The sequence below is a fragment of the Salmonella sp. FC25216 genome (assembly GCF_057751355.1).
Genome location: NZ_JBDGON010000004.1, coordinates 398,606 through 417,158 on the forward strand (window position 1 = coordinate 398,606; position 18,553 = coordinate 417,158).

Below are 18,553 nucleotides of genomic sequence, written 5' to 3' on the forward strand. Positions count from 1 at the left end.
AATAGGGCGTGTTCGTATGTTGATTTGTTCTGCAACGATTTATAGTACGCTTCTTATGTAAGTTAACATGGGGCGAGATGCCCCGGCCCTGGAGATATGGATGAAATCACTGTTTAAAGCCACGCTGCTGGCAACTACGATGGCCGTTGCTCTGCACGCTCCGATCACTTTTGCTGCTGATGCGGCGAAACCGGCAGCTACCGCTGATAGCAAAGCAGCCTTTAAAAACGACGATCAAAAAGCGGCTTATGCGCTGGGCGCCTCGCTGGGTCGTTACATGGAAAATTCGCTTAAAGAGCAGGAAAAGTTGGGCATCAAACTGGATAAAGATCAGTTGATTGCCGGCGTTCAGGATGCCTTTGCCGATAAGAGCAAACTGTCCGATCAGGAAATCGAGCAAACGTTGCAGACGTTTGAAGCACGCGTGAAGAGCGCTGCTCAGGCGAAGATGGAAAAAGACGCTGCCGATAACGAAGCAAAAGGCAAAACGTTCCGCGACGCTTTTGCTAAAGAGAAAGGCGTGAAAACCTCCTCTACCGGTCTGCTTTACAAAGTAGAGAAAGAGGGCACAGGCGAGGCGCCGAAAGATAGCGATACCGTTGTGGTGAACTACAAAGGTACGCTGATCGACGGTAAAGAGTTTGATAACTCTTACACGCGCGGCGAACCGCTCTCCTTCCGTCTGGACGGCGTTATCCCTGGCTGGACTGAAGGCCTGAAAAATATTAAGAAAGGCGGCAAGATCAAGCTGGTTATCCCACCGGCGCTGGCCTACGGCAAAACAGGCGTTCCGGGTATCCCGGCGAACTCCACCCTGGTATTCGACGTAGAGCTGCTGGATATCAAACCAGCGCCGAAAGCGGATGCTAAACCTGCCGATGCGGCTGACGCTAAAGCCGCAGATGCTGCTAAAAAATAAAAATTGAGAGCCGCCGCTTGTTATAGCGGCGGTTTTTTTTATGCAGGCCGGATATATTACTCACCATAATTTGATTTGCGGATAACGGCGCTTGCGCCGGTCGTTAAGGGCGAGACCGTGGCTGAATGACCGCCAACGCACACGCAGCCTGAAATAGACGAGTAAATTAGTACTGGAAAGAGGAACCCTCACTGTATTAATTTAATCATCCGCGTAAATAATGAGCCTGCCCTGAAAACATAACGACAGGCTCCTGAAAAGGAGTGTTTTTTTTCATGTCCAGGTCGCTTTTAACCAACGAAACCAGTGAGCTTGATTTGCTGGATCAGCGTCCCTTCGATCAAACCGACTTCGATATTCTGAAATCCTACGAAGCGGTAGTGGACGGGTTAGCGATGCTTATAGGTTCCCATTGTGAAATCGTATTGCACTCTTTGCAGGATTTAAAATGTTCAGCCATTCGTATTGCCAACGGCGAACATACGGGCCGTAAAATTGGCTCGCCGATTACCGACCTTGCGTTGCGCATGTTGCACGATATGACAGGGGCGGACAGTAGCGTGTCGAAATGCTATTTCACGCGCGCGAAAAGCGGTGTCTTGATGAAGTCGTTGACGATTGCCATTCGCAACCGCGAGCATCGCGTTATTGGTCTACTGTGCATCAACATGAATCTTGATGTGCCATTTTCACAGATTATGAATACCTTTATTCCGCCGGAAACGCCGGAAGTCGGCTCAGCGGTTAATTTTGCCTCCTCGGTAGAAGATTTAGTCACCCAGACGCTGGAATTCACTATCGAAGAGGTGAATGCCGATCGTAATGTCTCTAACAATGCGAAAAATCGTCAGATTGTCCTTAACCTGTACGAAAAAGGTATTTTCGATATTAAAGACGCCATCAACCAGGTAGCCGATCGTCTGAATATCTCAAAACACACGGTTTACCTCTATATTCGCCAGTTCAAAAGCGGCGATTTTCAGGGGCAGGATAAATAATGCGTTATGCCATTATGGTCACCGGGCCGGCATATGGCACCCAGCAGGCCAGCAGCGCATTGCAGTTCGCCCACGCGCTGCTTAATGAGGGGCATGAGTTAGTCAGCGTCTTTTTCTATCGGGAGGGTGTCTATAACGCCAATCTCCTGACCGCGCCGGCGAGCGATGAATATGATCTGGTACGCGCCTGGCAGAAATTGAATACGCAGCATGGCGTGGCGCTGAACATCTGTGTGGCGGCGGCGCTTCGTCGCGGTATTATTGATGAAACTGAAGCAGGCAGACTGGGGGTGCCGTCCGCCAATCTTCAGCCGGGCTTTACGCTAAGCGGACTGGGCGCGCTGGCGGAGGCATCTCTCACCTGCGATCGGGTGGTGCAGTTTTAATGAAACGTATTGCATTTGTCTTTTCCACCGCGCCGCATGGCAGCGCCTCAGGCCGTGAAGGGCTGGATGCGTTGTTGGCGACGTCAGCGTTAACGGAAGCGCTGGGCGTCTTTTTTATCAGTGACGGCGTCTTTCAGTTATTACCCGGGCAAAAACCAGACGCCGTGTTGGCGCGTGACTATATTGCTACTTTCAAACTCTTTGATTTGTACGATATTGATCAATGCTGGATCTGCGCGGCATCGCTGCGCGAGCGTGGTCTGGAGAATGTCAATTTTGTGGTAGACGCCACGCCGCTTGAACCCGTGGCGTTACGCCGCGAGCTTGGCAACTATGATGTCATCCTGAGATTCTGAGTCGTTTATGCTGCATACCTTACCCCATTGCGCTTCGGGCGTTGATTTTCCCGCTTTGCTGCGCCTGCTAAAAGAGGGCGATGCGCTTTTATTGCTCCAGGATGGCGTTACCGTCGCTATTGAAGGTAACCGCTTCCTTGAAAGTCTGCGCGACGCCCCCATAACAGTCTATGCCTTGAAAGAAGACATTGACGCCCGCGGCCTGGGTGGTCAAATTTCAGACAGTGTCGTCAGGGTTGACTATACTGAGTTTGTCAGACTCACGGTTAAGTATGCCAACCAGATGGCCTGGTGATGGCGGGATCGTTGTATATTTCTTGACACCTTTTCGACACCGCCCTAAAATTCGGCGTCCTCATATTGTGTGAGGGCGTTTTATTACGTGTTTACGAAGCAAAAGCTAAAACCAGGAGCTATTTAATGGCAACAGTTAACCAGCTGGTACGCAAACCACGTGCTCGCAAAGTTGCGAAAAGCAACGTGCCTGCGCTGGAAGCATGCCCGCAAAAACGTGGTGTATGTACTCGTGTATATACTACCACTCCTAAAAAACCGAACTCCGCACTGCGTAAAGTTTGCCGTGTTCGTCTGACTAACGGTTTTGAAGTGACTTCCTACATCGGTGGTGAAGGTCACAACCTGCAGGAGCACTCCGTGATCCTGATCCGTGGCGGTCGTGTTAAAGACCTCCCGGGTGTTCGTTACCACACCGTTCGTGGCGCGCTTGACTGCTCCGGCGTTAAAGACCGTAAGCAAGCTCGTTCTAAGTACGGCGTGAAGCGTCCTAAGGCTTAATGGTTCTCCGTTAAGTAAGGCCAAACGTTTTAAATTAATGTCAAACTAAACTCGTAGAGTTTTGGACAATCCTGAATTAACAACGGAGTATTTCCATGCCACGTCGTCGCGTCATTGGTCAGCGTAAAATTCTGCCGGATCCGAAGTTCGGATCAGAACTGCTGGCTAAATTTGTCAATATCCTGATGGTAGATGGTAAAAAATCTACTGCAGAATCAATCGTATACAGTGCGCTGGAGACCCTGGCTCAGCGTTCTGGTAAATCTGAACTGGAAGCTTTCGAAGTAGCTCTCGAAAACGTGCGCCCGACTGTCGAAGTTAAGTCTCGCCGCGTTGGTGGTTCTACTTATCAGGTACCAGTTGAAGTCCGTCCGGTTCGTCGTAATGCTCTGGCAATGCGTTGGATCGTTGAAGCTGCTCGTAAACGCGGTGATAAATCCATGGCTCTGCGCCTGGCGAACGAACTTTCTGATGCTGCAGACAACAAAGGTACTGCAGTTAAGAAACGTGAAGACGTTCACCGTATGGCAGAAGCCAACAAGGCGTTCGCACACTACCGTTGGTAATCCCTTCGGAGTCATAGTCACCAGGCGGGCGCTTCAGGTAAGTCGCCCGTTTTGGATAACTTAACTGAACGCCTAAAGATATCAACGAGGAATCAAATGGCTCGTACAACACCCATCGCACGCTACCGTAATATCGGTATCAGTGCGCACATCGACGCCGGTAAAACCACTACTACCGAACGTATTCTGTTCTACACCGGTGTAAACCACAAAATCGGTGAAGTTCATGACGGCGCAGCTACCATGGACTGGATGGAGCAGGAGCAGGAGCGTGGTATTACTATCACCTCCGCAGCGACTACTGCATTCTGGTCTGGTATGGCTAAGCAGTATGAACCGCATCGCATCAACATCATCGACACCCCGGGGCACGTTGACTTCACCATCGAAGTAGAACGTTCCATGCGTGTTCTCGATGGTGCGGTAATGGTTTACTGCGCAGTTGGTGGTGTTCAGCCGCAGTCTGAAACCGTATGGCGTCAGGCAAACAAATACAAAGTTCCGCGTATTGCGTTCGTTAACAAAATGGACCGCATGGGCGCGAACTTCCTGAAAGTTGTTGGTCAGATCAAAACCCGTCTGGGCGCGAACCCGGTTCCGCTGCAGTTGGCAATTGGTGCTGAAGAAGGTTTCACCGGTGTTGTTGACCTGGTGAAAATGAAAGCCATCAACTGGAACGAAGCAGACGCAGGCGTTACCTTCACTTATGAAGATATCCCGGCTGACATGCAGGACCTGGCTGACGAATGGCACCAGAACCTGATCGAGTCCGCTGCGGAAGCTTCTGAAGAGCTGATGGAAAAATACCTGGGCGGTGAAGAACTGACTGAAGAAGAGATCAAACAAGCTCTGCGTCAGCGTGTTCTGAACAACGAAATCATCCTGGTAACCTGTGGTTCTGCATTCAAGAACAAAGGTGTTCAGGCGATGCTGGATGCGGTAATTGATTACCTGCCATCCCCGGTAGACGTACCTGCGATCAACGGTATTCTGGATGACGGTAAAGATACTCCGGCTGAGCGTCACGCAAGCGACGACGAGCCGTTCTCTGCGCTGGCGTTCAAAATCGCTACCGACCCGTTTGTAGGTAACCTGACCTTCTTCCGTGTGTACTCCGGTGTGGTTAACTCTGGCGACACCGTAATGAACTCCGTGAAAGCTGCACGTGAGCGTTTCGGTCGTATCGTTCAGATGCACGCGAACAAACGTGAAGAGATCAAAGAAGTTCGCGCGGGCGACATCGCTGCTGCTATCGGCCTGAAAGACGTGACTACCGGTGACACCCTGTGTGATCCGGAAAACCCGATCATTCTGGAACGTATGGAATTCCCTGAGCCGGTAATCTCCATCGCGGTTGAACCGAAAACCAAAGCTGACCAGGAAAAAATGGGTCTGGCTCTGGGCCGTCTGGCGAAAGAAGACCCGTCGTTCCGCGTATGGACTGACGAAGAATCTAACCAGACTATCATCGCTGGTATGGGCGAGCTGCACCTCGACATCATCGTTGACCGTATGAAGCGTGAATTCAACGTTGAAGCGAACGTTGGTAAGCCTCAGGTTGCTTACCGCGAAGCGATTCGCGCGAAAGTTACCGATATCGAAGGTAAACACGCGAAACAGTCCGGTGGTCGCGGTCAGTATGGTCATGTTGTTATCGACATGTACCCGCTGGAGCCGGGCTCTAACCCGAAAGGTTACGAGTTCATCAACGACATTAAAGGTGGTGTAATTCCTGGCGAATACATCCCGGCCGTTGATAAAGGCATCCAGGAGCAGCTGAAGTCTGGCCCGCTGGCGGGTTATCCGGTAGTTGATCTCGGCGTGCGTCTGCACTTCGGTTCTTACCATGACGTTGACTCCTCTGAGCTGGCGTTTAAACTGGCTGCGTCTATCGCCTTTAAAGAAGGCTTTAAGAAAGCAAAACCAGTTCTGCTTGAGCCGATCATGAAGGTTGAAGTAGAAACACCAGAAGAGAATACCGGTGACGTTATCGGCGACCTTAGCCGCCGTCGTGGTATGCTCAAAGGTCAGGAATCTGAAGTTACAGGCGTTAAGATCCACGCTGAAGTACCGCTGTCTGAAATGTTCGGATATGCAACTCAGCTGCGTTCTCTGACCAAAGGTCGCGCATCGTACACTATGGAATTCCTGAAGTATGATGATGCGCCGAACAACGTTGCTCAGGCCGTAATCGAAGCCCGTGGTAAATAAGCCGCAGGGTTAAAAACCAAAATCCCGTGCTCTCTCCTGAAGGGGAGAGCGCTATAGTAAGGAATATAGCCGTGTCTAAAGAAAAATTTGAACGTACAAAACCGCACGTTAACGTCGGCACCATCGGCCACGTTGACCACGGTAAAACTACCCTGACCGCTGCCATCACTACCGTACTGGCTAAAACCTACGGCGGTGCTGCTCGTGCATTCGACCAGATCGATAACGCGCCGGAAGAAAAAGCGCGTGGTATCACCATCAACACTTCTCACGTTGAATACGATACCCCGACCCGCCACTACGCACACGTAGACTGCCCGGGGCACGCCGACTATGTTAAAAACATGATCACCGGTGCTGCGCAGATGGACGGCGCGATCCTGGTTGTTGCTGCGACTGACGGCCCGATGCCGCAGACCCGTGAGCACATCCTGCTGGGTCGTCAGGTAGGCGTTCCGTACATTATCGTGTTCCTGAACAAATGCGACATGGTTGATGACGAAGAGCTGCTGGAACTGGTAGAAATGGAAGTTCGTGAACTTCTGTCTCAGTACGACTTCCCGGGCGACGACACGCCAATCGTTCGTGGTTCTGCTCTGAAAGCGCTGGAAGGCGACGCAGAGTGGGAAGCGAAAATCATCGAACTGGCTGGCTTCCTGGATTCTTACATCCCGGAACCAGAGCGTGCGATTGACAAGCCGTTCCTGCTGCCGATCGAAGACGTATTCTCCATCTCCGGTCGTGGTACCGTTGTTACTGGTCGTGTAGAGCGCGGTATCATCAAAGTGGGCGAAGAAGTTGAAATCGTTGGTATCAAAGAGACTCAGAAGTCTACCTGTACTGGCGTTGAAATGTTCCGCAAGCTGCTGGACGAAGGCCGTGCTGGTGAGAACGTAGGTGTTCTGCTGCGTGGTATCAAACGTGAAGAAATCGAACGTGGTCAGGTACTGGCTAAGCCGGGCACCATCAAGCCGCACACCAAGTTCGAATCTGAAGTGTATATTCTGTCCAAAGATGAAGGCGGCCGTCATACTCCGTTCTTCAAAGGCTACCGTCCGCAGTTCTACTTCCGTACCACTGACGTGACTGGCACCATCGAACTGCCGGAAGGCGTGGAGATGGTAATGCCGGGCGACAACATCAAAATGGTTGTTACCCTGATCCACCCGATCGCGATGGACGACGGTCTGCGTTTCGCAATCCGTGAAGGCGGCCGTACCGTTGGCGCGGGCGTTGTTGCTAAAGTTCTCGGCTAATTACTCGTTAATTAGTTTTGAATTGAAAAGGGCGCTTAGGCGCCCTTTTTTGTTGCCTGCTATTTAGTCGCCGTTATATTTATTCGCCCTTTTTAACGTTTCTCCCGTGGCGTAAATCGCTTTGTGCTATTGTAATCATAACCATTCTCATTTACACTTTGCGCAGAAATTGAACGGGAGCGATCATGTACGTTTGTTTGTGTAATGGTATAAGCGATAAAAAAATCCGCCAGGCTGTACGACAATTTCATCCACAGTCATTTCAACAGTTGCGTAAATTTATTCCTGTGGGAAATCAATGTGGTAAGTGTATTCGCGCCGCGCGAGAAGTGATGCAGGATGAGTTAACACAAATGCCGGAATTTAAAGAGATCGCCTGAGTCACACTCTTTTTTTTGACATCCCTGTAGCCCCATCTACGCTCTAGAGAGTGGAAGCGGAGGGACTATAAAATGAAAGGTGATGTTAAAATCATAAATTATCTCAATAAACTATTGGGAAATGAGCTTGTCGCAATTAATCAGTATTTTCTTCATGCCCGTATGTTTAAAAACTGGGGGCTGACCCGGCTTAATGATGTTGAGTACCATGAATCCATTGATGAGATGAAACACGCGGATAAGTACATTGAGCGTATCTTATTTCTGGAAGGCATACCGAACCTACAGGATCTGGGTAAGCTGGGCATCGGTGAAGATGTCGAAGAGATGTTACGATCGGATCTCCGGCTTGAGCTGGAAGGCGCAAAAGACCTACGTGAGGCAATAGCCTATGCCGATAGCGTTCATGATTATGTCAGTCGGGATATGATGATTGAAATCCTTGCTGACGAGGAAGGCCACATCGACTGGCTGGAAACTGAGCTGGATTTGATTGCCAAACTCGGTATGCAAAATTATCTGCAATCACAAATTAAGGTTACCGATTAACCATCCGGAAAGAAATCTTTCCAACTTGTCATGAAACCCGCCACCGTCAGCCATGGCCCAAAAGGTAGCGGGTTTATTAATGCCGATTTACCTCTCACCAGTAGCGCGACGCCAAAGCCACCACAGGCCAGCATGGTGGCAAGGAAAATCAGTAATGGTAGTCCTTCCCAACAATGCCACGCCCCTAAGGCAGCAAGGAACTTGACGTCACCATACCCCAGTCCCTCTTTCTGATAACGCAGGCGATAGCCCCAGTAAATTAACGCGAATCCGCCATAGCCGGCGATAGCGCCCCAAAGCGCATCCGGTAAACGCTCCGGCAGGCAAATCTGGTGATAAAGCAGACCACCCCACAGCAATGGACAGGTAAACCGGTCAGGCAGCAGGCCGGTACGCGCGTCGTATATGCCAAGCAATAAAGAGAACGACGCATAAAAGATCAGAAAGAGAAGGGCGACAAACATAAGCAAATCCTCGTCAAAGCTTGTGCTCACCTTTATAGATTTATGCGACAGCGACAACGACGTATTGCCAGCTTTGCCTGATGCCTTCCAAAGAAAATATGCGCGTTGCTATCTCATGCGCGCTATCTGGAATCATGCCCGCATAAGGATAAAGTGTTTAATTTCTATCCGACACTTGCGTCAGGCTGAGATTTACGTATAATGCGCGGGCTTGTCGTAATTGACGGCAGGTTCGATTTGAACCTCGAATAGCCGATTTGGCTATTTAACAATGCTCCCAATCGGGGAGCTACGTAAGAACGGTTACACTCTCCCATCAATCGTAATGGGTGTGAGGAGTAATCATTTTCGTTTATAAAATAATTGGAGCTCTGGTCTCATGCAGAACCAAAGAATCCGTATCCGCCTGAAAGCGTTTGATCATCGTCTGATCGATCAATCAACCGCGGAAATCGTCGAGACTGCCAAGCGCACTGGTGCGCAGGTTCGCGGTCCGATCCCGCTGCCGACCCGCAAAGAGCGCTTTACCGTTCTGATTTCTCCGCACGTTAACAAAGATGCGCGCGATCAGTACGAAATTCGCACTCACAAGCGTCTGGTTGACATCGTTGAGCCAACCGAGAAAACCGTTGATGCTCTGATGCGTCTGGACCTGGCTGCCGGTGTAGACGTGCAGATCAGCCTGGGTTAATCAGGTCATCGAGCGATTGAGAGGTTGATACAATGATTGGTTTAGTCGGTAAAAAAGTGGGTATGACCCGCATCTTCACTGAAGATGGCGTCTCTATCCCAGTAACCGTAATCGAAGTTGAAGCAAACCGTGTTACTCAGGTTAAAGACCTGGCTAACGATGGCTACCGCGCTGTTCAGGTTACTACGGGTGCTAAAAAAGCTAACCGTGTCACCAAGCCGGAAGCGGGTCACTTTGCTAAAGCTGGCGTAGAAGCTGGCCGTGGTCTGTGGGAATTCCGTCTGGCTGAAGGCGAAGAATACACCGTAGGTCAGAGCATCAGCGTTGAACTGTTTGCTGACGTTAAAAAAGTTGACGTAACCGGTACCTCTAAAGGTAAAGGTTTCGCAGGTACCGTTAAGCGCTGGAACTTCCGTACCCAGGACGCGACTCACGGTAACTCCTTGTCTCACCGCGTTCCGGGTTCTATCGGTCAGAACCAGACTCCGGGCAAAGTGTTCAAAGGCAAGAAAATGGCAGGTCAGATGGGTAATGAGCGCGTAACCGTTCAGAGCCTTGACGTAGTACGCGTTGACGCTGAGCGCAACCTGCTGCTGGTTAAGGGTGGTGTTCCGGGTGCAACCGGTTGCGACCTGATCGTTAAACCAGCTGTGAAGGCGTAAGGGGATAGCAATGGAATTAGTATTGAAAGACGCGCAGAGCGCGCTGACTGTTTCCGAAACTACCTTCGGTCGTGATTTCAACGAAGCGCTGGTTCACCAGGTTGTTGTTGCTTATGCAGCTGGTGCTCGTCAGGGTACTCGTGCTCAGAAGACTCGTGCTGAAGTAACTGGTTCCGGTAAAAAACCGTGGCGCCAGAAAGGCACAGGCCGTGCGCGTTCAGGTTCTATCAAGAGCCCGATCTGGCGTTCTGGTGGCGTGACCTTCGCTGCTCGTCCGCAGGACCACAGTCAAAAAGTTAACAAGAAGATGTACCGCGGCGCGCTGAAAAGCATCCTGTCCGAACTGGTACGTCAGGATCGTCTGATCGTTGTCGAAAAGTTCTCTGTAGAAGCGCCGAAAACTAAGCTGCTGGCACAGAAACTGAAAGACATGGCTCTGGAAGATGTGCTGATCATCACCGGTGAGCTGGACGAGAACCTGTTCCTGGCCGCACGTAACCTGCACAAGGTTGACGTACGCGATGCGACTGGTATCGACCCGGTTAGCCTGATCGCCTTCGACAAAGTCGTAATGACTGCTGATGCTGTTAAGCAAGTTGAGGAGATGCTGGCATGATTCGTGAAGAACGTCTGCTGAAGGTGCTGCGCGCACCGCACGTTTCTGAAAAAGCGTCTACTGCGATGGAAAAAACCAACACCATCGTTCTCAAAGTTGCTAAAGACGCGACCAAAGCAGAAATCAAAGCTGCTGTGCAGAAACTGTTTGAAGTCGAAGTCGAAGTCGTTAACACCCTGGTTGTTAAAGGGAAAGTTAAACGTCACGGACAGCGTATCGGTCGTCGTAGCGACTGGAAAAAAGCTTACGTCACCCTGAAAGAAGGCCAGAATCTGGACTTCGTCGGCGGCGCTGAGTAAGTCGGAGGAGTAATACAATGGCAGTTGTTAAATGTAAACCGACATCTCCGGGTCGTCGCCACGTCGTTAAAGTGGTCAACCCAGAGCTGCACAAGGGCAAACCTTTTGCTCCGCTGGTTGAAAAAAACAGCAAATCCGGTGGTCGTAACAACAATGGCCGTATCACCACTCGTCATATCGGTGGTGGTCACAAACAGGCTTACCGTATTGTTGACTTCAAACGCAACAAAGACGGTATCCCGGCAGTTGTTGAACGTCTTGAGTACGATCCGAACCGTTCCGCGAACATCGCGCTGGTTCTGTACAAAGACGGTGAACGCCGTTACATCCTGGCCCCGAAAGGCCTGAAAGCTGGCGACCAGATTCAGTCTGGCGTTGATGCTGCAATCAAAGCAGGCAACACCCTGCCGATGCGCAATATCCCGGTTGGTTCTACCGTTCATAACGTAGAAATGAAACCAGGTAAAGGCGGTCAGCTGGCGCGTTCCGCTGGTACTTACGTTCAGATCGTTGCTCGCGATGGCGCTTATGTCACCCTGCGTCTGCGTTCTGGTGAAATGCGTAAAGTCGAAGCAGACTGCCGTGCAACCCTGGGCGAAGTTGGCAATGCTGAGCATATGCTGCGCGTTCTGGGTAAAGCAGGTGCTGCACGCTGGCGTGGCGTTCGTCCTACCGTTCGCGGTACTGCGATGAACCCAGTAGATCACCCACATGGTGGTGGTGAAGGTCGTAACTTTGGTAAGCACCCGGTAACTCCGTGGGGCGTTCAGACCAAAGGTAAGAAGACCCGCAGCAACAAGCGTACCGATAAATTCATCGTACGTCGCCGTAGCAAATAATTTTAGAGGATAAGCCATGCCACGTTCTCTCAAGAAAGGTCCTTTTATTGACCTGCACTTGCTGAAGAAGGTAGAGAAAGCGGTGGAAAGCGGAGACAAGAAGCCCCTGCGCACCTGGTCCCGTCGTTCAACGATCTTTCCTAACATGATCGGTTTGACCATCGCTGTCCATAATGGTCGTCAGCACGTTCCGGTATTTGTTTCCGACGAAATGGTCGGTCACAAACTGGGTGAATTCGCACCGACTCGTACTTATCGCGGCCACGCTGCTGATAAAAAAGCGAAGAAGAAATAAGGTAGGAGGAAGAGATGGAAACTATCGCTAAACATCGCCATGCTCGTTCTTCTGCTCAGAAGGTTCGCCTTGTTGCTGACCTGATTCGCGGTAAGAAAGTGTCGCAGGCTCTGGATATTCTGACCTACACCAATAAGAAAGCGGCTGTACTGGTCAAGAAAGTTCTGGAATCTGCCATTGCTAACGCTGAACACAACGATGGCGCTGACATTGACGATCTGAAAGTTACGAAAATTTTCGTAGACGAAGGCCCGAGCATGAAGCGCATTATGCCGCGTGCAAAAGGTCGTGCAGATCGCATCCTGAAGCGCACCAGCCACATCACTGTGGTTGTGTCCGATCGCTGAGACTCTGGAGACTAGCAATGGGTCAGAAAGTACATCCTAATGGTATTCGCCTGGGTATTGTAAAACCATGGAACTCTACCTGGTTTGCGAACACCAAAGAATTCGCTGACAACCTGGACAGCGATTTTAAAGTACGTCAGTACCTGACGAAGGAACTGGCTAAAGCGTCTGTATCTCGTATCGTTATCGAGCGTCCGGCTAAGAGCATCCGTGTGACCATTCACACCGCTCGCCCGGGTATCGTTATCGGTAAAAAAGGTGAAGACGTAGAAAAACTGCGTAAGGTCGTAGCGGATATCGCTGGCGTTCCTGCACAGATCAATATCGCCGAAGTTCGTAAACCTGAACTGGACGCTAAACTGGTTGCTGACAGCATCACTTCTCAGCTGGAACGTCGCGTTATGTTCCGTCGTGCGATGAAGCGTGCTGTACAGAACGCTATGCGTCTGGGCGCTAAAGGTATCAAAGTTGAAGTTAGCGGCCGTCTGGGCGGCGCGGAAATCGCACGTACCGAATGGTACCGCGAAGGTCGCGTACCGCTGCACACTCTGCGTGCTGACATCGACTACAACACCTCTGAAGCGCACACCACTTACGGTGTAATCGGCGTTAAAGTGTGGATCTTCAAAGGCGAGATCCTGGGTGGTATGGCTGCTGTTGAACAACCGGAAAAACCGGCTGCTCAACCGAAAAAGCAGCAGCGTAAAGGCCGTAAATAAGGAGCGTCGCTGATGTTACAACCAAAGCGTACAAAATTCCGTAAAATGCACAAAGGCCGCAACCGTGGTCTGGCTGCTGGCGCGGATGTTAGCTTCGGCAGCTTCGGCCTGAAAGCTGTTGGCCGTGGTCGTCTGACTGCCCGTCAGATCGAAGCAGCACGTCGTGCTATGACCCGTGCAGTTAAGCGTCAAGGTAAGATCTGGATCCGTGTATTCCCGGACAAACCGATCACTGAAAAGCCGCTGGCAGTGCGTATGGGTAAAGGTAAAGGTAACGTGGAGTATTGGGTTGCCTTGATTCAGCCGGGTAAAGTCCTGTATGAAATGGACGGCGTACCGGAAGAGCTGGCCCGTGAAGCATTCAAGCTGGCAGCAGCGAAACTGCCGATTAAAACCACCTTTGTAACTAAGACGGTGATGTAATGAAAGCAAAAGAGCTGCGTGAGAAGAGCGTTGAAGAGCTGAACACCGAGCTACTGAACCTGCTGCGTGAGCAGTTCAACCTGCGTATGCAGGCTGCAAGTGGCCAGCTGCAACAGTCTCACCTGTTGAAGCAAGTGCGTCGTGATGTCGCACGCGTTAAGACTTTACTGACTGAGAAGGCGGGTGCGTAATGACCGATAAAATCCGTACTCTGCAAGGTCGCGTGGTTAGCGACAAAATGGAGAAATCCATTGTTGTTGCTATCGAACGTTTTGTGAAACACCCGATCTACGGTAAATTCATCAAGCGTACGACCAAAATGCACGTACATGACGAGAACAACGAATGTGGTATCGGCGACGTGGTTGAAATCCGCGAATGCCGTCCGCTGTCCAAGACTAAATCCTGGACTCTGGTTCGCGTTGTAGAGAAAGCGGTTCTGTAATACAGTACCGATACACTAAGTAATTCGAGTCGCAGAAAGGCGGCAAGAGAGCGAATCCCAGGAGCGTACATTAGTACGTGACTGGAGTGAGTGAACGCGGCCAACGCATCTGCAACTTGAAGTACGACGTGTATATTCTCGATACGAATAAACGGCTCACCGATGGGCCGTTTATTTTTTCTACCCATATCTGATTTGCGGTGTTATAATGCCGCGCCCTCGATATGGGGTTTTTTTAACGACCTGATTTTCGGGTCTCAGTAGTAGTTGACATTAGCGGAGCACTAAAATGATCCAAGAACAGACTATGCTGAACGTCGCCGACAACTCCGGTGCACGTCGCGTAATGTGTATCAAGGTTCTGGGTGGCTCGCACCGTCGCTACGCAGGCGTAGGCGACATCATTAAGATCACCATCAAAGAAGCGATTCCGCGTGGTAAGGTCAAAAAAGGTGATGTGCTGAAGGCGGTAGTGGTGCGCACCAAGAAGGGTGTTCGTCGCCCGGACGGTTCTGTCATTCGCTTCGATGGTAATGCATGCGTTATTTTAAACAATAACAGCGAGCAGCCTATCGGTACGCGTATTTTTGGGCCGGTAACTCGTGAACTTCGTAACGAGAAGTTCATGAAAATTATCTCTCTGGCACCAGAAGTACTCTAAGGAGCGAATCATGGCAGCGAAAATCCGTCGTGATGACGAAGTTATCGTGTTAACCGGTAAAGATAAAGGTAAGCGCGGTAAAGTTAAGAATGTCCTGTCTTCCGGCAAGGTCATTGTTGAAGGTATCAACCTGGTTAAGAAACACCAGAAGCCGGTTCCGGCTCTGAACCAACCAGGCGGCATCGTTGAAAAAGAAGCTGCAATTCAGGTTTCTAACGTTGCAATCTTCAATGCGGCAACCGGCAAGGCTGACCGTGTAGGCTTTAGATTCGAAGACGGCAAAAAAGTCCGTTTCTTCAAGTCTAACAGCGAAACTATCAAGTAATTTGGAGTAGTACGATGGCGAAACTGCATGATTACTACAAAGACGAAGTAGTTAACAAACTCATGACTGAGTTTAACTACAATTCTGTCATGCAAGTCCCTCGGGTCGAGAAGATCACCCTGAACATGGGTGTTGGTGAAGCGATCGCTGACAAGAAACTGCTGGATAACGCAGCAGCAGACCTGACAGCAATCTCCGGTCAAAAGCCGTTGATCACCAAAGCACGCAAATCTGTTGCAGGCTTCAAAATCCGTCAGGGCTATCCGATCGGCTGTAAAGTAACTCTGCGTGGCGAACGCATGTGGGAGTTCTTTGAGCGCCTGATCACTATTGCTGTTCCTCGTATCCGTGACTTCCGTGGCTTGTCCGCTAAGTCATTCGACGGTCGTGGTAACTACAGCATGGGTGTCCGTGAGCAGATCATCTTCCCAGAAATCGACTACGATAAAGTCGACCGCGTTCGTGGTTTGGATATTACCATTACCACTACTGCGAAATCTGACGAAGAAGGCCGTGCTCTGCTGGCTGCCTTTGACTTCCCGTTCCGCAAGTAAGGTAGGGTTACTAAATGGCTAAGCAATCAATGAAAGCACGCGAAGTAAAACGCGTAGCTTTAGCTGATAAATACTTCGCGAAACGCGCTGAACTGAAAGCGATCATCTCTGATGTGAACGCAACCGACGAAGATCGTTGGAATGCGGTTCTTAAGCTGCAGACTCTGCCGCGTGATTCCAGCCCGTCACGTCAGCGTAACCGCTGCCGTCAAACTGGTCGTCCGCACGCTTTCCTGCGGAAGTTCGGGTTGAGCCGTATTAAGGTCCGTGAAGCCGCTATGCGCGGTGAAATTCCGGGTCTGAAAAAGGCTAGCTGGTAATTGTCACCAATTGAATCACGGGAGTAAAGACAGATGAGCATGCAAGATCCGATCGCGGATATGCTGACCCGTATCCGTAACGGTCAGGCCGCGAACAAAGCTGCGGTCACCATGCCTTCCTCCAAGCTGAAAGTGGCAATTGCCAACGTGCTGAAGGAAGAAGGTTTTATTGAAGATTTTAAAGTTGAAGGCGACACCAAGCCGGAACTGGAACTGACACTTAAGTATTTCCAGGGTAAAGCTGTTGTAGAAAGCATTCAGCGTGTCAGCCGCCCAGGCCTGCGCATCTACAAACGTAAAGATGAGCTGCCGAAAGTTATGGCCGGTCTGGGTATCGCGGTTGTTTCTACCTCTAAAGGTGTTATGACTGATCGTGCAGCGCGCCAGGCTGGTCTTGGTGGCGAAATTATCTGCTACGTAGCCTAATCGGAGGAAAAAATGTCTCGTGTTGCTAAAGCACCGGTCGTTGTTCCTGCCGGCGTTGATGTCAAAATCAACGGTCAGGTTATTACGATCAAAGGTAAAAACGGCGAGCTGACTCGTACTCTCAACGATGCTGTTGAAGTTAAACATGCAGATAATGCACTGACCTTCGGTCCGCGTGATGGTTACGCAGACGGTTGGGCACAGGCTGGTACCGCGCGTGCCCTGCTGAACTCAATGGTTATCGGTGTTACCGAAGGCTTCACTAAGAAGCTGCAGCTGGTTGGTGTAGGTTATCGTGCAGCGGTTAAAGGGAATGTAGTAAACCTGTCTTTAGGTTTCTCTCACCCGGTTGATCATCAGCTGCCGGCAGGTATTACTGCTGAATGTCCGACTCAAACTGAAATCGTGCTGAAAGGCGCTGATAAGCAGATGATCGGCCAGGTTGCAGCAGATCTGCGCGCCTACCGTCGTCCTGAGCCTTATAAAGGCAAGGGTGTTCGTTACGCCGACGAAGTCGTGCGTACCAAAGAGGCTAAGAAGAAGTAAGGTAACACTATGGATAAGAAATCTGCTCGTATCCGTCGTGCGACCCGCGCACGCCGCAAGCTCAAAGAGCTGGGCGCAACTCGCCTGGTGGTACATCGTACCCCGCGTCATATTTACGCACAGGTAATTGCACCGAACGGTTCTGAAGTTCTGGTAGCTGCTTCTACTGTAGAAAAAGCTATCGCTGAACAACTGAAGTACACCGGTAACAAAGACGCGGCTGCAGCTGTGGGTAAAGCTGTCGCTGAACGCGCTCTGGAAAAAGGCATCAAAGATGTGTCCTTTGACCGTTCCGGGTTCCAATATCATGGTCGTGTCCAGGCACTGGCAGATGCTGCCCGTGAAGCTGGCCTTCAGTTCTAAGGTAGAGGTGTAAGATGGCTCACATCGAAAAACAAGCTGGCGAACTGCAGGAAAAGCTGATCGCGGTAAACCGCGTATCTAAAACCGTTAAAGGTGGTCGTATTTTCTCCTTCACAGCTCTGACTGTAGTGGGTGATGGTAACGGTCGCGTTGGTTTTGGTTACGGTAAAGCGCGTGAAGTTCCAGCAGCGATCCAGAAAGCGATGGAAAAAGCCCGTCGCAATATGATTAACGTCGCGCTGAACAACGGCACCCTGCAACACCCGGTTAAAGGTGTTCACACGGGGTCTCGTGTATTCATGCAGCCAGCTTCCGAAGGTACCGGTATCATCGCCGGTGGTGCAATGCGCGCCGTTCTGGAAGTTGCTGGGGTTCATAACGTTCTGGCTAAAGCATACGGTTCCACTAACCCGATCAACGTGGTTCGTGCAACTATTGATGGCCTGGAAAATATGAATTCTCCAGAAATGGTCGCTGCCAAGCGTGGTAAATCCGTTGAAGAAATTCTGGGGAAATAAACCATGGCAAAGACTATTAAAATTACTCAAACCCGCAGTGCAATCGGTCGTCTGCCGAAACACAAGGCAACGCTGCTTGGCCTGGGTCTGCGTCGTATTGGCCACACCGTAGAGCGCGAGGATACTCCTGCTGTTCGTGGTATGGTCAACGCGGTTTCCTTCATGGTTAAAGTTGAGGAGTAAGAGATGCGTTTAAATACTCTGTCTCCGGCCGAAGGCTCCAAAAAGGCGGGTAAACGCCTGGGTCGTGGTATCGGTTCTGGCCTCGGTAAAACCGGTGGTCGTGGTCACAAAGGTCAGAAGTCTCGTTCTGGCGGTGGCGTACGTCGCGGTTTCGAGGGTGGTCAGATGCCTCTGTACCGTCGTCTGCCGAAATTCGGCTTCACTTCTCGCAAAGCAGCGATTACAGCCGAAGTTCGTCTGTCTGACCTGGCGAAAGTAGAAGGCGGCGTTGTAGACCTGAACACGCTGAAAGCGGCAAACATTATCGGTATCCAGATCGAGTTCGCGAAAGTGATCCTGGCTGGCGAAGTCACTACTCCGGTAACTGTTCGTGGCCTGCGTGTTACTAAAGGCGCTCGTGCTGCTATCGAAGCTGCTGGCGGTAAAATCGAGGAATAAGTA

At 50.7% G+C, this 18,553-nt stretch carries 33 protein-coding genes; 32 read left to right on the forward strand and 1 reads right to left on the reverse strand.

The window, feature by feature from the left end; all coding sequences use genetic code 11:
* Positions 1-100 precede the first annotated feature (100 nt).
* The 11 genes from fkpA (at position 101) to bfr (ending at position 8,416) form a co-directional block, all read left to right on the forward strand.
* Positions 101-919: an FKBP-type peptidyl-prolyl cis-trans isomerase gene (fkpA, locus tag AC3G3F_RS11040; RefSeq protein WP_023247908.1), complete on the forward strand. Its 819-nt coding sequence runs from the start codon at positions 101-103 to the stop codon at positions 917-919.
* 275 nt (positions 920-1,194) lie between these two features.
* Complete coding sequence (locus tag AC3G3F_RS11045; protein WP_000091462.1) at positions 1,195-1,917, forward strand: helix-turn-helix transcriptional regulator; 723 nt, start codon at positions 1,195-1,197, stop codon at positions 1,915-1,917.
* The gene (tusD, locus tag AC3G3F_RS11050) at positions 1,917-2,303 is read left to right on the forward strand and encodes a sulfurtransferase complex subunit TusD (RefSeq protein WP_023247909.1); all 387 of its coding nucleotides are present in this window, start codon (positions 1,917-1,919) and stop codon (positions 2,301-2,303) included. The genes AC3G3F_RS11045 and tusD overlap by 1 nt, the downstream gene beginning before the upstream one ends.
* The gene (gene tusC / locus AC3G3F_RS11055; RefSeq protein ID WP_000820705.1) at positions 2,303-2,659 is read left to right on the forward strand and encodes a sulfurtransferase complex subunit TusC; all 357 of its coding nucleotides are present in this window, start codon (positions 2,303-2,305) and stop codon (positions 2,657-2,659) included. The genes tusD and tusC overlap by 1 nt, the downstream gene beginning before the upstream one ends.
* Before the next feature lie 7 nt (positions 2,660-2,666).
* Entirely contained in the window at positions 2,667-2,954 is a 288-nt protein-coding gene (gene tusB, locus AC3G3F_RS11060) for a sulfurtransferase complex subunit TusB (RefSeq protein ID WP_000903398.1), read from the forward strand.
* 125 nt (positions 2,955-3,079) lie between these two features.
* Positions 3,080-3,454: a 30S ribosomal protein S12 gene (gene rpsL, locus AC3G3F_RS11065; RefSeq protein WP_000246815.1), complete on the forward strand. Its 375-nt coding sequence runs from the start codon at positions 3,080-3,082 to the stop codon at positions 3,452-3,454.
* Positions 3,455-3,549: 95 nt separating this feature from the next.
* Positions 3,550-4,020: a 30S ribosomal protein S7 gene (gene rpsG, locus AC3G3F_RS11070; RefSeq protein ID WP_001138042.1), complete on the forward strand. Its 471-nt coding sequence runs from the start codon at positions 3,550-3,552 to the stop codon at positions 4,018-4,020.
* A 96-nt stretch (positions 4,021-4,116) separates the two neighbouring features.
* Positions 4,117-6,231 carry an elongation factor G gene (gene fusA, locus AC3G3F_RS11075; RefSeq protein ID WP_023247910.1) on the forward strand — a complete coding sequence of 705 codons (2,115 nt, stop codon included), beginning with the start codon at positions 4,117-4,119 and terminating at the stop codon, positions 6,229-6,231.
* Between the two features lie 71 nt (positions 6,232-6,302).
* On the forward strand, positions 6,303-7,487 hold the full coding sequence (gene tuf / locus AC3G3F_RS11080; protein WP_000031748.1) for an elongation factor Tu: 1,185 nt from the start codon (positions 6,303-6,305) through the stop codon (positions 7,485-7,487).
* Positions 7,488-7,672: 185 nt separating this feature from the next.
* Positions 7,673-7,867: a bacterioferritin-associated ferredoxin gene (gene bfd, locus AC3G3F_RS11085; RefSeq protein ID WP_000289082.1), complete on the forward strand. Its 195-nt coding sequence runs from the start codon at positions 7,673-7,675 to the stop codon at positions 7,865-7,867.
* 72 nt (positions 7,868-7,939) lie between these two features.
* On the forward strand, positions 7,940-8,416 hold the full coding sequence (bfr, locus tag AC3G3F_RS11090; RefSeq protein ID WP_000675530.1) for a bacterioferritin: 477 nt from the start codon (positions 7,940-7,942) through the stop codon (positions 8,414-8,416).
* Here the strand turns inward: bfr and hopD are convergent.
* Entirely contained in the window at positions 8,413-8,880 is a 468-nt protein-coding gene (gene hopD, locus AC3G3F_RS11095; protein WP_023246889.1) for a prepilin peptidase, read from the reverse strand. The two genes, bfr and hopD, sit on opposite strands and share 4 nt — an antisense overlap.
* 379 nt (positions 8,881-9,259) lie before the next feature.
* On the opposite strand from hopD, the gene rpsJ reads away from it, so the two are divergent.
* The 21 genes from rpsJ to rplO all read left to right on the forward strand — a co-directional run bounded on the left by rpsJ (position 9,260) and on the right by rplO (position 18,550).
* Positions 9,260-9,571 carry a 30S ribosomal protein S10 gene (rpsJ, locus tag AC3G3F_RS11100; protein WP_001181005.1) on the forward strand — a complete coding sequence of 104 codons (312 nt, stop codon included), beginning with the start codon at positions 9,260-9,262 and terminating at the stop codon, positions 9,569-9,571.
* A 32-nt stretch (positions 9,572-9,603) separates the two neighbouring features.
* Positions 9,604-10,233, forward strand: coding sequence for a 50S ribosomal protein L3 (rplC, locus tag AC3G3F_RS11105; protein WP_000579838.1), 630 nt, complete (start codon positions 9,604-9,606; stop codon positions 10,231-10,233).
* Positions 10,234-10,243: 10 nt separating this feature from the next.
* Positions 10,244-10,849, forward strand: a complete 606-nt coding sequence (rplD, locus tag AC3G3F_RS11110; protein WP_000424395.1) for a 50S ribosomal protein L4 — start codon at positions 10,244-10,246, stop codon at positions 10,847-10,849.
* A complete protein-coding gene (gene rplW / locus AC3G3F_RS11115) occupies positions 10,846-11,148 on the forward strand; it encodes a 50S ribosomal protein L23 (protein WP_000617546.1) in 303 nt (100 codons plus the stop codon). The genes rplD and rplW overlap by 4 nt, the downstream gene beginning before the upstream one ends.
* Before the next feature lie 17 nt (positions 11,149-11,165).
* On the forward strand, positions 11,166-11,987 hold the full coding sequence (gene rplB, locus AC3G3F_RS11120; protein ID WP_000301869.1) for a 50S ribosomal protein L2: 822 nt from the start codon (positions 11,166-11,168) through the stop codon (positions 11,985-11,987).
* Between the two features lie 16 nt (positions 11,988-12,003).
* Positions 12,004-12,282, forward strand: coding sequence for a 30S ribosomal protein S19 (gene rpsS / locus AC3G3F_RS11125; RefSeq protein ID WP_001138115.1), 279 nt, complete (start codon positions 12,004-12,006; stop codon positions 12,280-12,282).
* A 14-nt stretch (positions 12,283-12,296) separates the two neighbouring features.
* Positions 12,297-12,629: a 50S ribosomal protein L22 gene (rplV, locus tag AC3G3F_RS11130; RefSeq protein WP_000447529.1), complete on the forward strand. Its 333-nt coding sequence runs from the start codon at positions 12,297-12,299 to the stop codon at positions 12,627-12,629.
* Positions 12,630-12,646: 17 nt separating this feature from the next.
* On the forward strand, positions 12,647-13,348 hold the full coding sequence (gene rpsC / locus AC3G3F_RS11135; protein ID WP_000529945.1) for a 30S ribosomal protein S3: 702 nt from the start codon (positions 12,647-12,649) through the stop codon (positions 13,346-13,348).
* A gap of 12 nt (positions 13,349-13,360) precedes the next feature.
* A complete protein-coding gene (rplP, locus tag AC3G3F_RS11140) occupies positions 13,361-13,771 on the forward strand; it encodes a 50S ribosomal protein L16 (RefSeq protein ID WP_000941208.1) in 411 nt (136 codons plus the stop codon).
* A complete protein-coding gene (gene rpmC / locus AC3G3F_RS11145; protein WP_000644742.1) occupies positions 13,771-13,962 on the forward strand; it encodes a 50S ribosomal protein L29 in 192 nt (63 codons plus the stop codon). The genes rplP and rpmC overlap by 1 nt, the downstream gene beginning before the upstream one ends.
* Positions 13,962-14,216 (forward strand): 30S ribosomal protein S17, encoded by a 255-nt coding sequence (gene rpsQ / locus AC3G3F_RS11150; RefSeq protein WP_000130101.1) that lies wholly within the window; start codon positions 13,962-13,964, stop codon positions 14,214-14,216. The genes rpmC and rpsQ overlap by 1 nt, the downstream gene beginning before the upstream one ends.
* Positions 14,217-14,505: 289 nt before the next feature.
* The gene (gene rplN, locus AC3G3F_RS11155; RefSeq protein WP_000613954.1) at positions 14,506-14,877 is read left to right on the forward strand and encodes a 50S ribosomal protein L14; all 372 of its coding nucleotides are present in this window, start codon (positions 14,506-14,508) and stop codon (positions 14,875-14,877) included.
* 10 nt (positions 14,878-14,887) lie between these two features.
* Positions 14,888-15,202, forward strand: coding sequence for a 50S ribosomal protein L24 (gene rplX, locus AC3G3F_RS11160; RefSeq protein ID WP_000729185.1), 315 nt, complete (start codon positions 14,888-14,890; stop codon positions 15,200-15,202).
* 14 nt (positions 15,203-15,216) lie between these two features.
* Positions 15,217-15,756, forward strand: a complete 540-nt coding sequence (gene rplE / locus AC3G3F_RS11165) for a 50S ribosomal protein L5 (RefSeq protein ID WP_001096206.1) — start codon at positions 15,217-15,219, stop codon at positions 15,754-15,756.
* A gap of 14 nt (positions 15,757-15,770) precedes the next feature.
* Positions 15,771-16,076 carry a 30S ribosomal protein S14 gene (gene rpsN / locus AC3G3F_RS11170; protein ID WP_001118932.1) on the forward strand — a complete coding sequence of 102 codons (306 nt, stop codon included), beginning with the start codon at positions 15,771-15,773 and terminating at the stop codon, positions 16,074-16,076.
* 33 nt (positions 16,077-16,109) lie between these two features.
* Complete coding sequence (gene rpsH, locus AC3G3F_RS11175) at positions 16,110-16,502, forward strand: 30S ribosomal protein S8 (protein WP_000062611.1); 393 nt, start codon at positions 16,110-16,112, stop codon at positions 16,500-16,502.
* Between the two features lie 12 nt (positions 16,503-16,514).
* The gene (gene rplF, locus AC3G3F_RS11180) at positions 16,515-17,048 is read left to right on the forward strand and encodes a 50S ribosomal protein L6 (protein ID WP_023246888.1); all 534 of its coding nucleotides are present in this window, start codon (positions 16,515-16,517) and stop codon (positions 17,046-17,048) included.
* Between the two features lie 9 nt (positions 17,049-17,057).
* The gene (gene rplR / locus AC3G3F_RS11185) at positions 17,058-17,411 is read left to right on the forward strand and encodes a 50S ribosomal protein L18 (protein WP_000358956.1); all 354 of its coding nucleotides are present in this window, start codon (positions 17,058-17,060) and stop codon (positions 17,409-17,411) included.
* A 14-nt stretch (positions 17,412-17,425) separates the two neighbouring features.
* Entirely contained in the window at positions 17,426-17,929 is a 504-nt protein-coding gene (rpsE, locus tag AC3G3F_RS11190; protein ID WP_000940121.1) for a 30S ribosomal protein S5, read from the forward strand.
* Between the two features lie 3 nt (positions 17,930-17,932).
* The gene (rpmD, locus tag AC3G3F_RS11195; protein WP_001140434.1) at positions 17,933-18,112 is read left to right on the forward strand and encodes a 50S ribosomal protein L30; all 180 of its coding nucleotides are present in this window, start codon (positions 17,933-17,935) and stop codon (positions 18,110-18,112) included.
* 3 nt (positions 18,113-18,115) lie between these two features.
* Positions 18,116-18,550 carry a 50S ribosomal protein L15 gene (gene rplO / locus AC3G3F_RS11200; RefSeq protein ID WP_001238917.1) on the forward strand — a complete coding sequence of 145 codons (435 nt, stop codon included), beginning with the start codon at positions 18,116-18,118 and terminating at the stop codon, positions 18,548-18,550.
* The last annotated feature ends 3 nt before the right edge of the window (positions 18,551-18,553 follow it).

Bases quoted from the DNA above. Each gene is read 5' to 3' on its own strand.
- fkpA (WP_023247908.1), top strand. From the start codon at position 101: ATGAAATCACTGTTTAAAGCCACGCTGCTGGCAACTACGATGGCCGTT.
- AC3G3F_RS11045 (WP_000091462.1), top strand. From the start codon at position 1,195: ATGTCCAGGTCGCTTTTAACCAACGAAACCAGTGAGCTTGATTTGCTG.
- tusD (WP_023247909.1), top strand. From the start codon at position 1,917: ATGCGTTATGCCATTATGGTCACCGGGCCGGCATATGGCACCCAGCAG.
- tusC (WP_000820705.1), top strand. From the start codon at position 2,303: ATGAAACGTATTGCATTTGTCTTTTCCACCGCGCCGCATGGCAGCGCC.
- tusB (WP_000903398.1), top strand. From the start codon at position 2,667: ATGCTGCATACCTTACCCCATTGCGCTTCGGGCGTTGATTTTCCCGCT.
- rpsL (WP_000246815.1), top strand. From the start codon at position 3,080: ATGGCAACAGTTAACCAGCTGGTACGCAAACCACGTGCTCGCAAAGTT.
- rpsG (WP_001138042.1), top strand. From the start codon at position 3,550: ATGCCACGTCGTCGCGTCATTGGTCAGCGTAAAATTCTGCCGGATCCG.
- fusA (WP_023247910.1), top strand. From the start codon at position 4,117: ATGGCTCGTACAACACCCATCGCACGCTACCGTAATATCGGTATCAGT.
- bfd (WP_000289082.1), top strand. From the start codon at position 7,673: ATGTACGTTTGTTTGTGTAATGGTATAAGCGATAAAAAAATCCGCCAG.
- bfr (WP_000675530.1), top strand. From the start codon at position 7,940: ATGAAAGGTGATGTTAAAATCATAAATTATCTCAATAAACTATTGGGA.
- hopD (WP_023246889.1), bottom strand. From the start codon at position 8,880: ATGTTTGTCGCCCTTCTCTTTCTGATCTTTTATGCGTCGTTCTCTTTA.
- rpsJ (WP_001181005.1), top strand. From the start codon at position 9,260: ATGCAGAACCAAAGAATCCGTATCCGCCTGAAAGCGTTTGATCATCGT.
- rplC (WP_000579838.1), top strand. From the start codon at position 9,604: ATGATTGGTTTAGTCGGTAAAAAAGTGGGTATGACCCGCATCTTCACT.
- rplD (WP_000424395.1), top strand. From the start codon at position 10,244: ATGGAATTAGTATTGAAAGACGCGCAGAGCGCGCTGACTGTTTCCGAA.
- rplW (WP_000617546.1), top strand. From the start codon at position 10,846: ATGATTCGTGAAGAACGTCTGCTGAAGGTGCTGCGCGCACCGCACGTT.
- rplB (WP_000301869.1), top strand. From the start codon at position 11,166: ATGGCAGTTGTTAAATGTAAACCGACATCTCCGGGTCGTCGCCACGTC.
- rpsS (WP_001138115.1), top strand. From the start codon at position 12,004: ATGCCACGTTCTCTCAAGAAAGGTCCTTTTATTGACCTGCACTTGCTG.
- rplV (WP_000447529.1), top strand. From the start codon at position 12,297: ATGGAAACTATCGCTAAACATCGCCATGCTCGTTCTTCTGCTCAGAAG.
- rpsC (WP_000529945.1), top strand. From the start codon at position 12,647: ATGGGTCAGAAAGTACATCCTAATGGTATTCGCCTGGGTATTGTAAAA.
- rplP (WP_000941208.1), top strand. From the start codon at position 13,361: ATGTTACAACCAAAGCGTACAAAATTCCGTAAAATGCACAAAGGCCGC.
- rpmC (WP_000644742.1), top strand. From the start codon at position 13,771: ATGAAAGCAAAAGAGCTGCGTGAGAAGAGCGTTGAAGAGCTGAACACC.
- rpsQ (WP_000130101.1), top strand. From the start codon at position 13,962: ATGACCGATAAAATCCGTACTCTGCAAGGTCGCGTGGTTAGCGACAAA.
- rplN (WP_000613954.1), top strand. From the start codon at position 14,506: ATGATCCAAGAACAGACTATGCTGAACGTCGCCGACAACTCCGGTGCA.
- rplX (WP_000729185.1), top strand. From the start codon at position 14,888: ATGGCAGCGAAAATCCGTCGTGATGACGAAGTTATCGTGTTAACCGGT.
- rplE (WP_001096206.1), top strand. From the start codon at position 15,217: ATGGCGAAACTGCATGATTACTACAAAGACGAAGTAGTTAACAAACTC.
- rpsN (WP_001118932.1), top strand. From the start codon at position 15,771: ATGGCTAAGCAATCAATGAAAGCACGCGAAGTAAAACGCGTAGCTTTA.
- rpsH (WP_000062611.1), top strand. From the start codon at position 16,110: ATGAGCATGCAAGATCCGATCGCGGATATGCTGACCCGTATCCGTAAC.
- rplF (WP_023246888.1), top strand. From the start codon at position 16,515: ATGTCTCGTGTTGCTAAAGCACCGGTCGTTGTTCCTGCCGGCGTTGAT.
- rplR (WP_000358956.1), top strand. From the start codon at position 17,058: ATGGATAAGAAATCTGCTCGTATCCGTCGTGCGACCCGCGCACGCCGC.
- rpsE (WP_000940121.1), top strand. From the start codon at position 17,426: ATGGCTCACATCGAAAAACAAGCTGGCGAACTGCAGGAAAAGCTGATC.
- rpmD (WP_001140434.1), top strand. From the start codon at position 17,933: ATGGCAAAGACTATTAAAATTACTCAAACCCGCAGTGCAATCGGTCGT.
- rplO (WP_001238917.1), top strand. From the start codon at position 18,116: ATGCGTTTAAATACTCTGTCTCCGGCCGAAGGCTCCAAAAAGGCGGGT.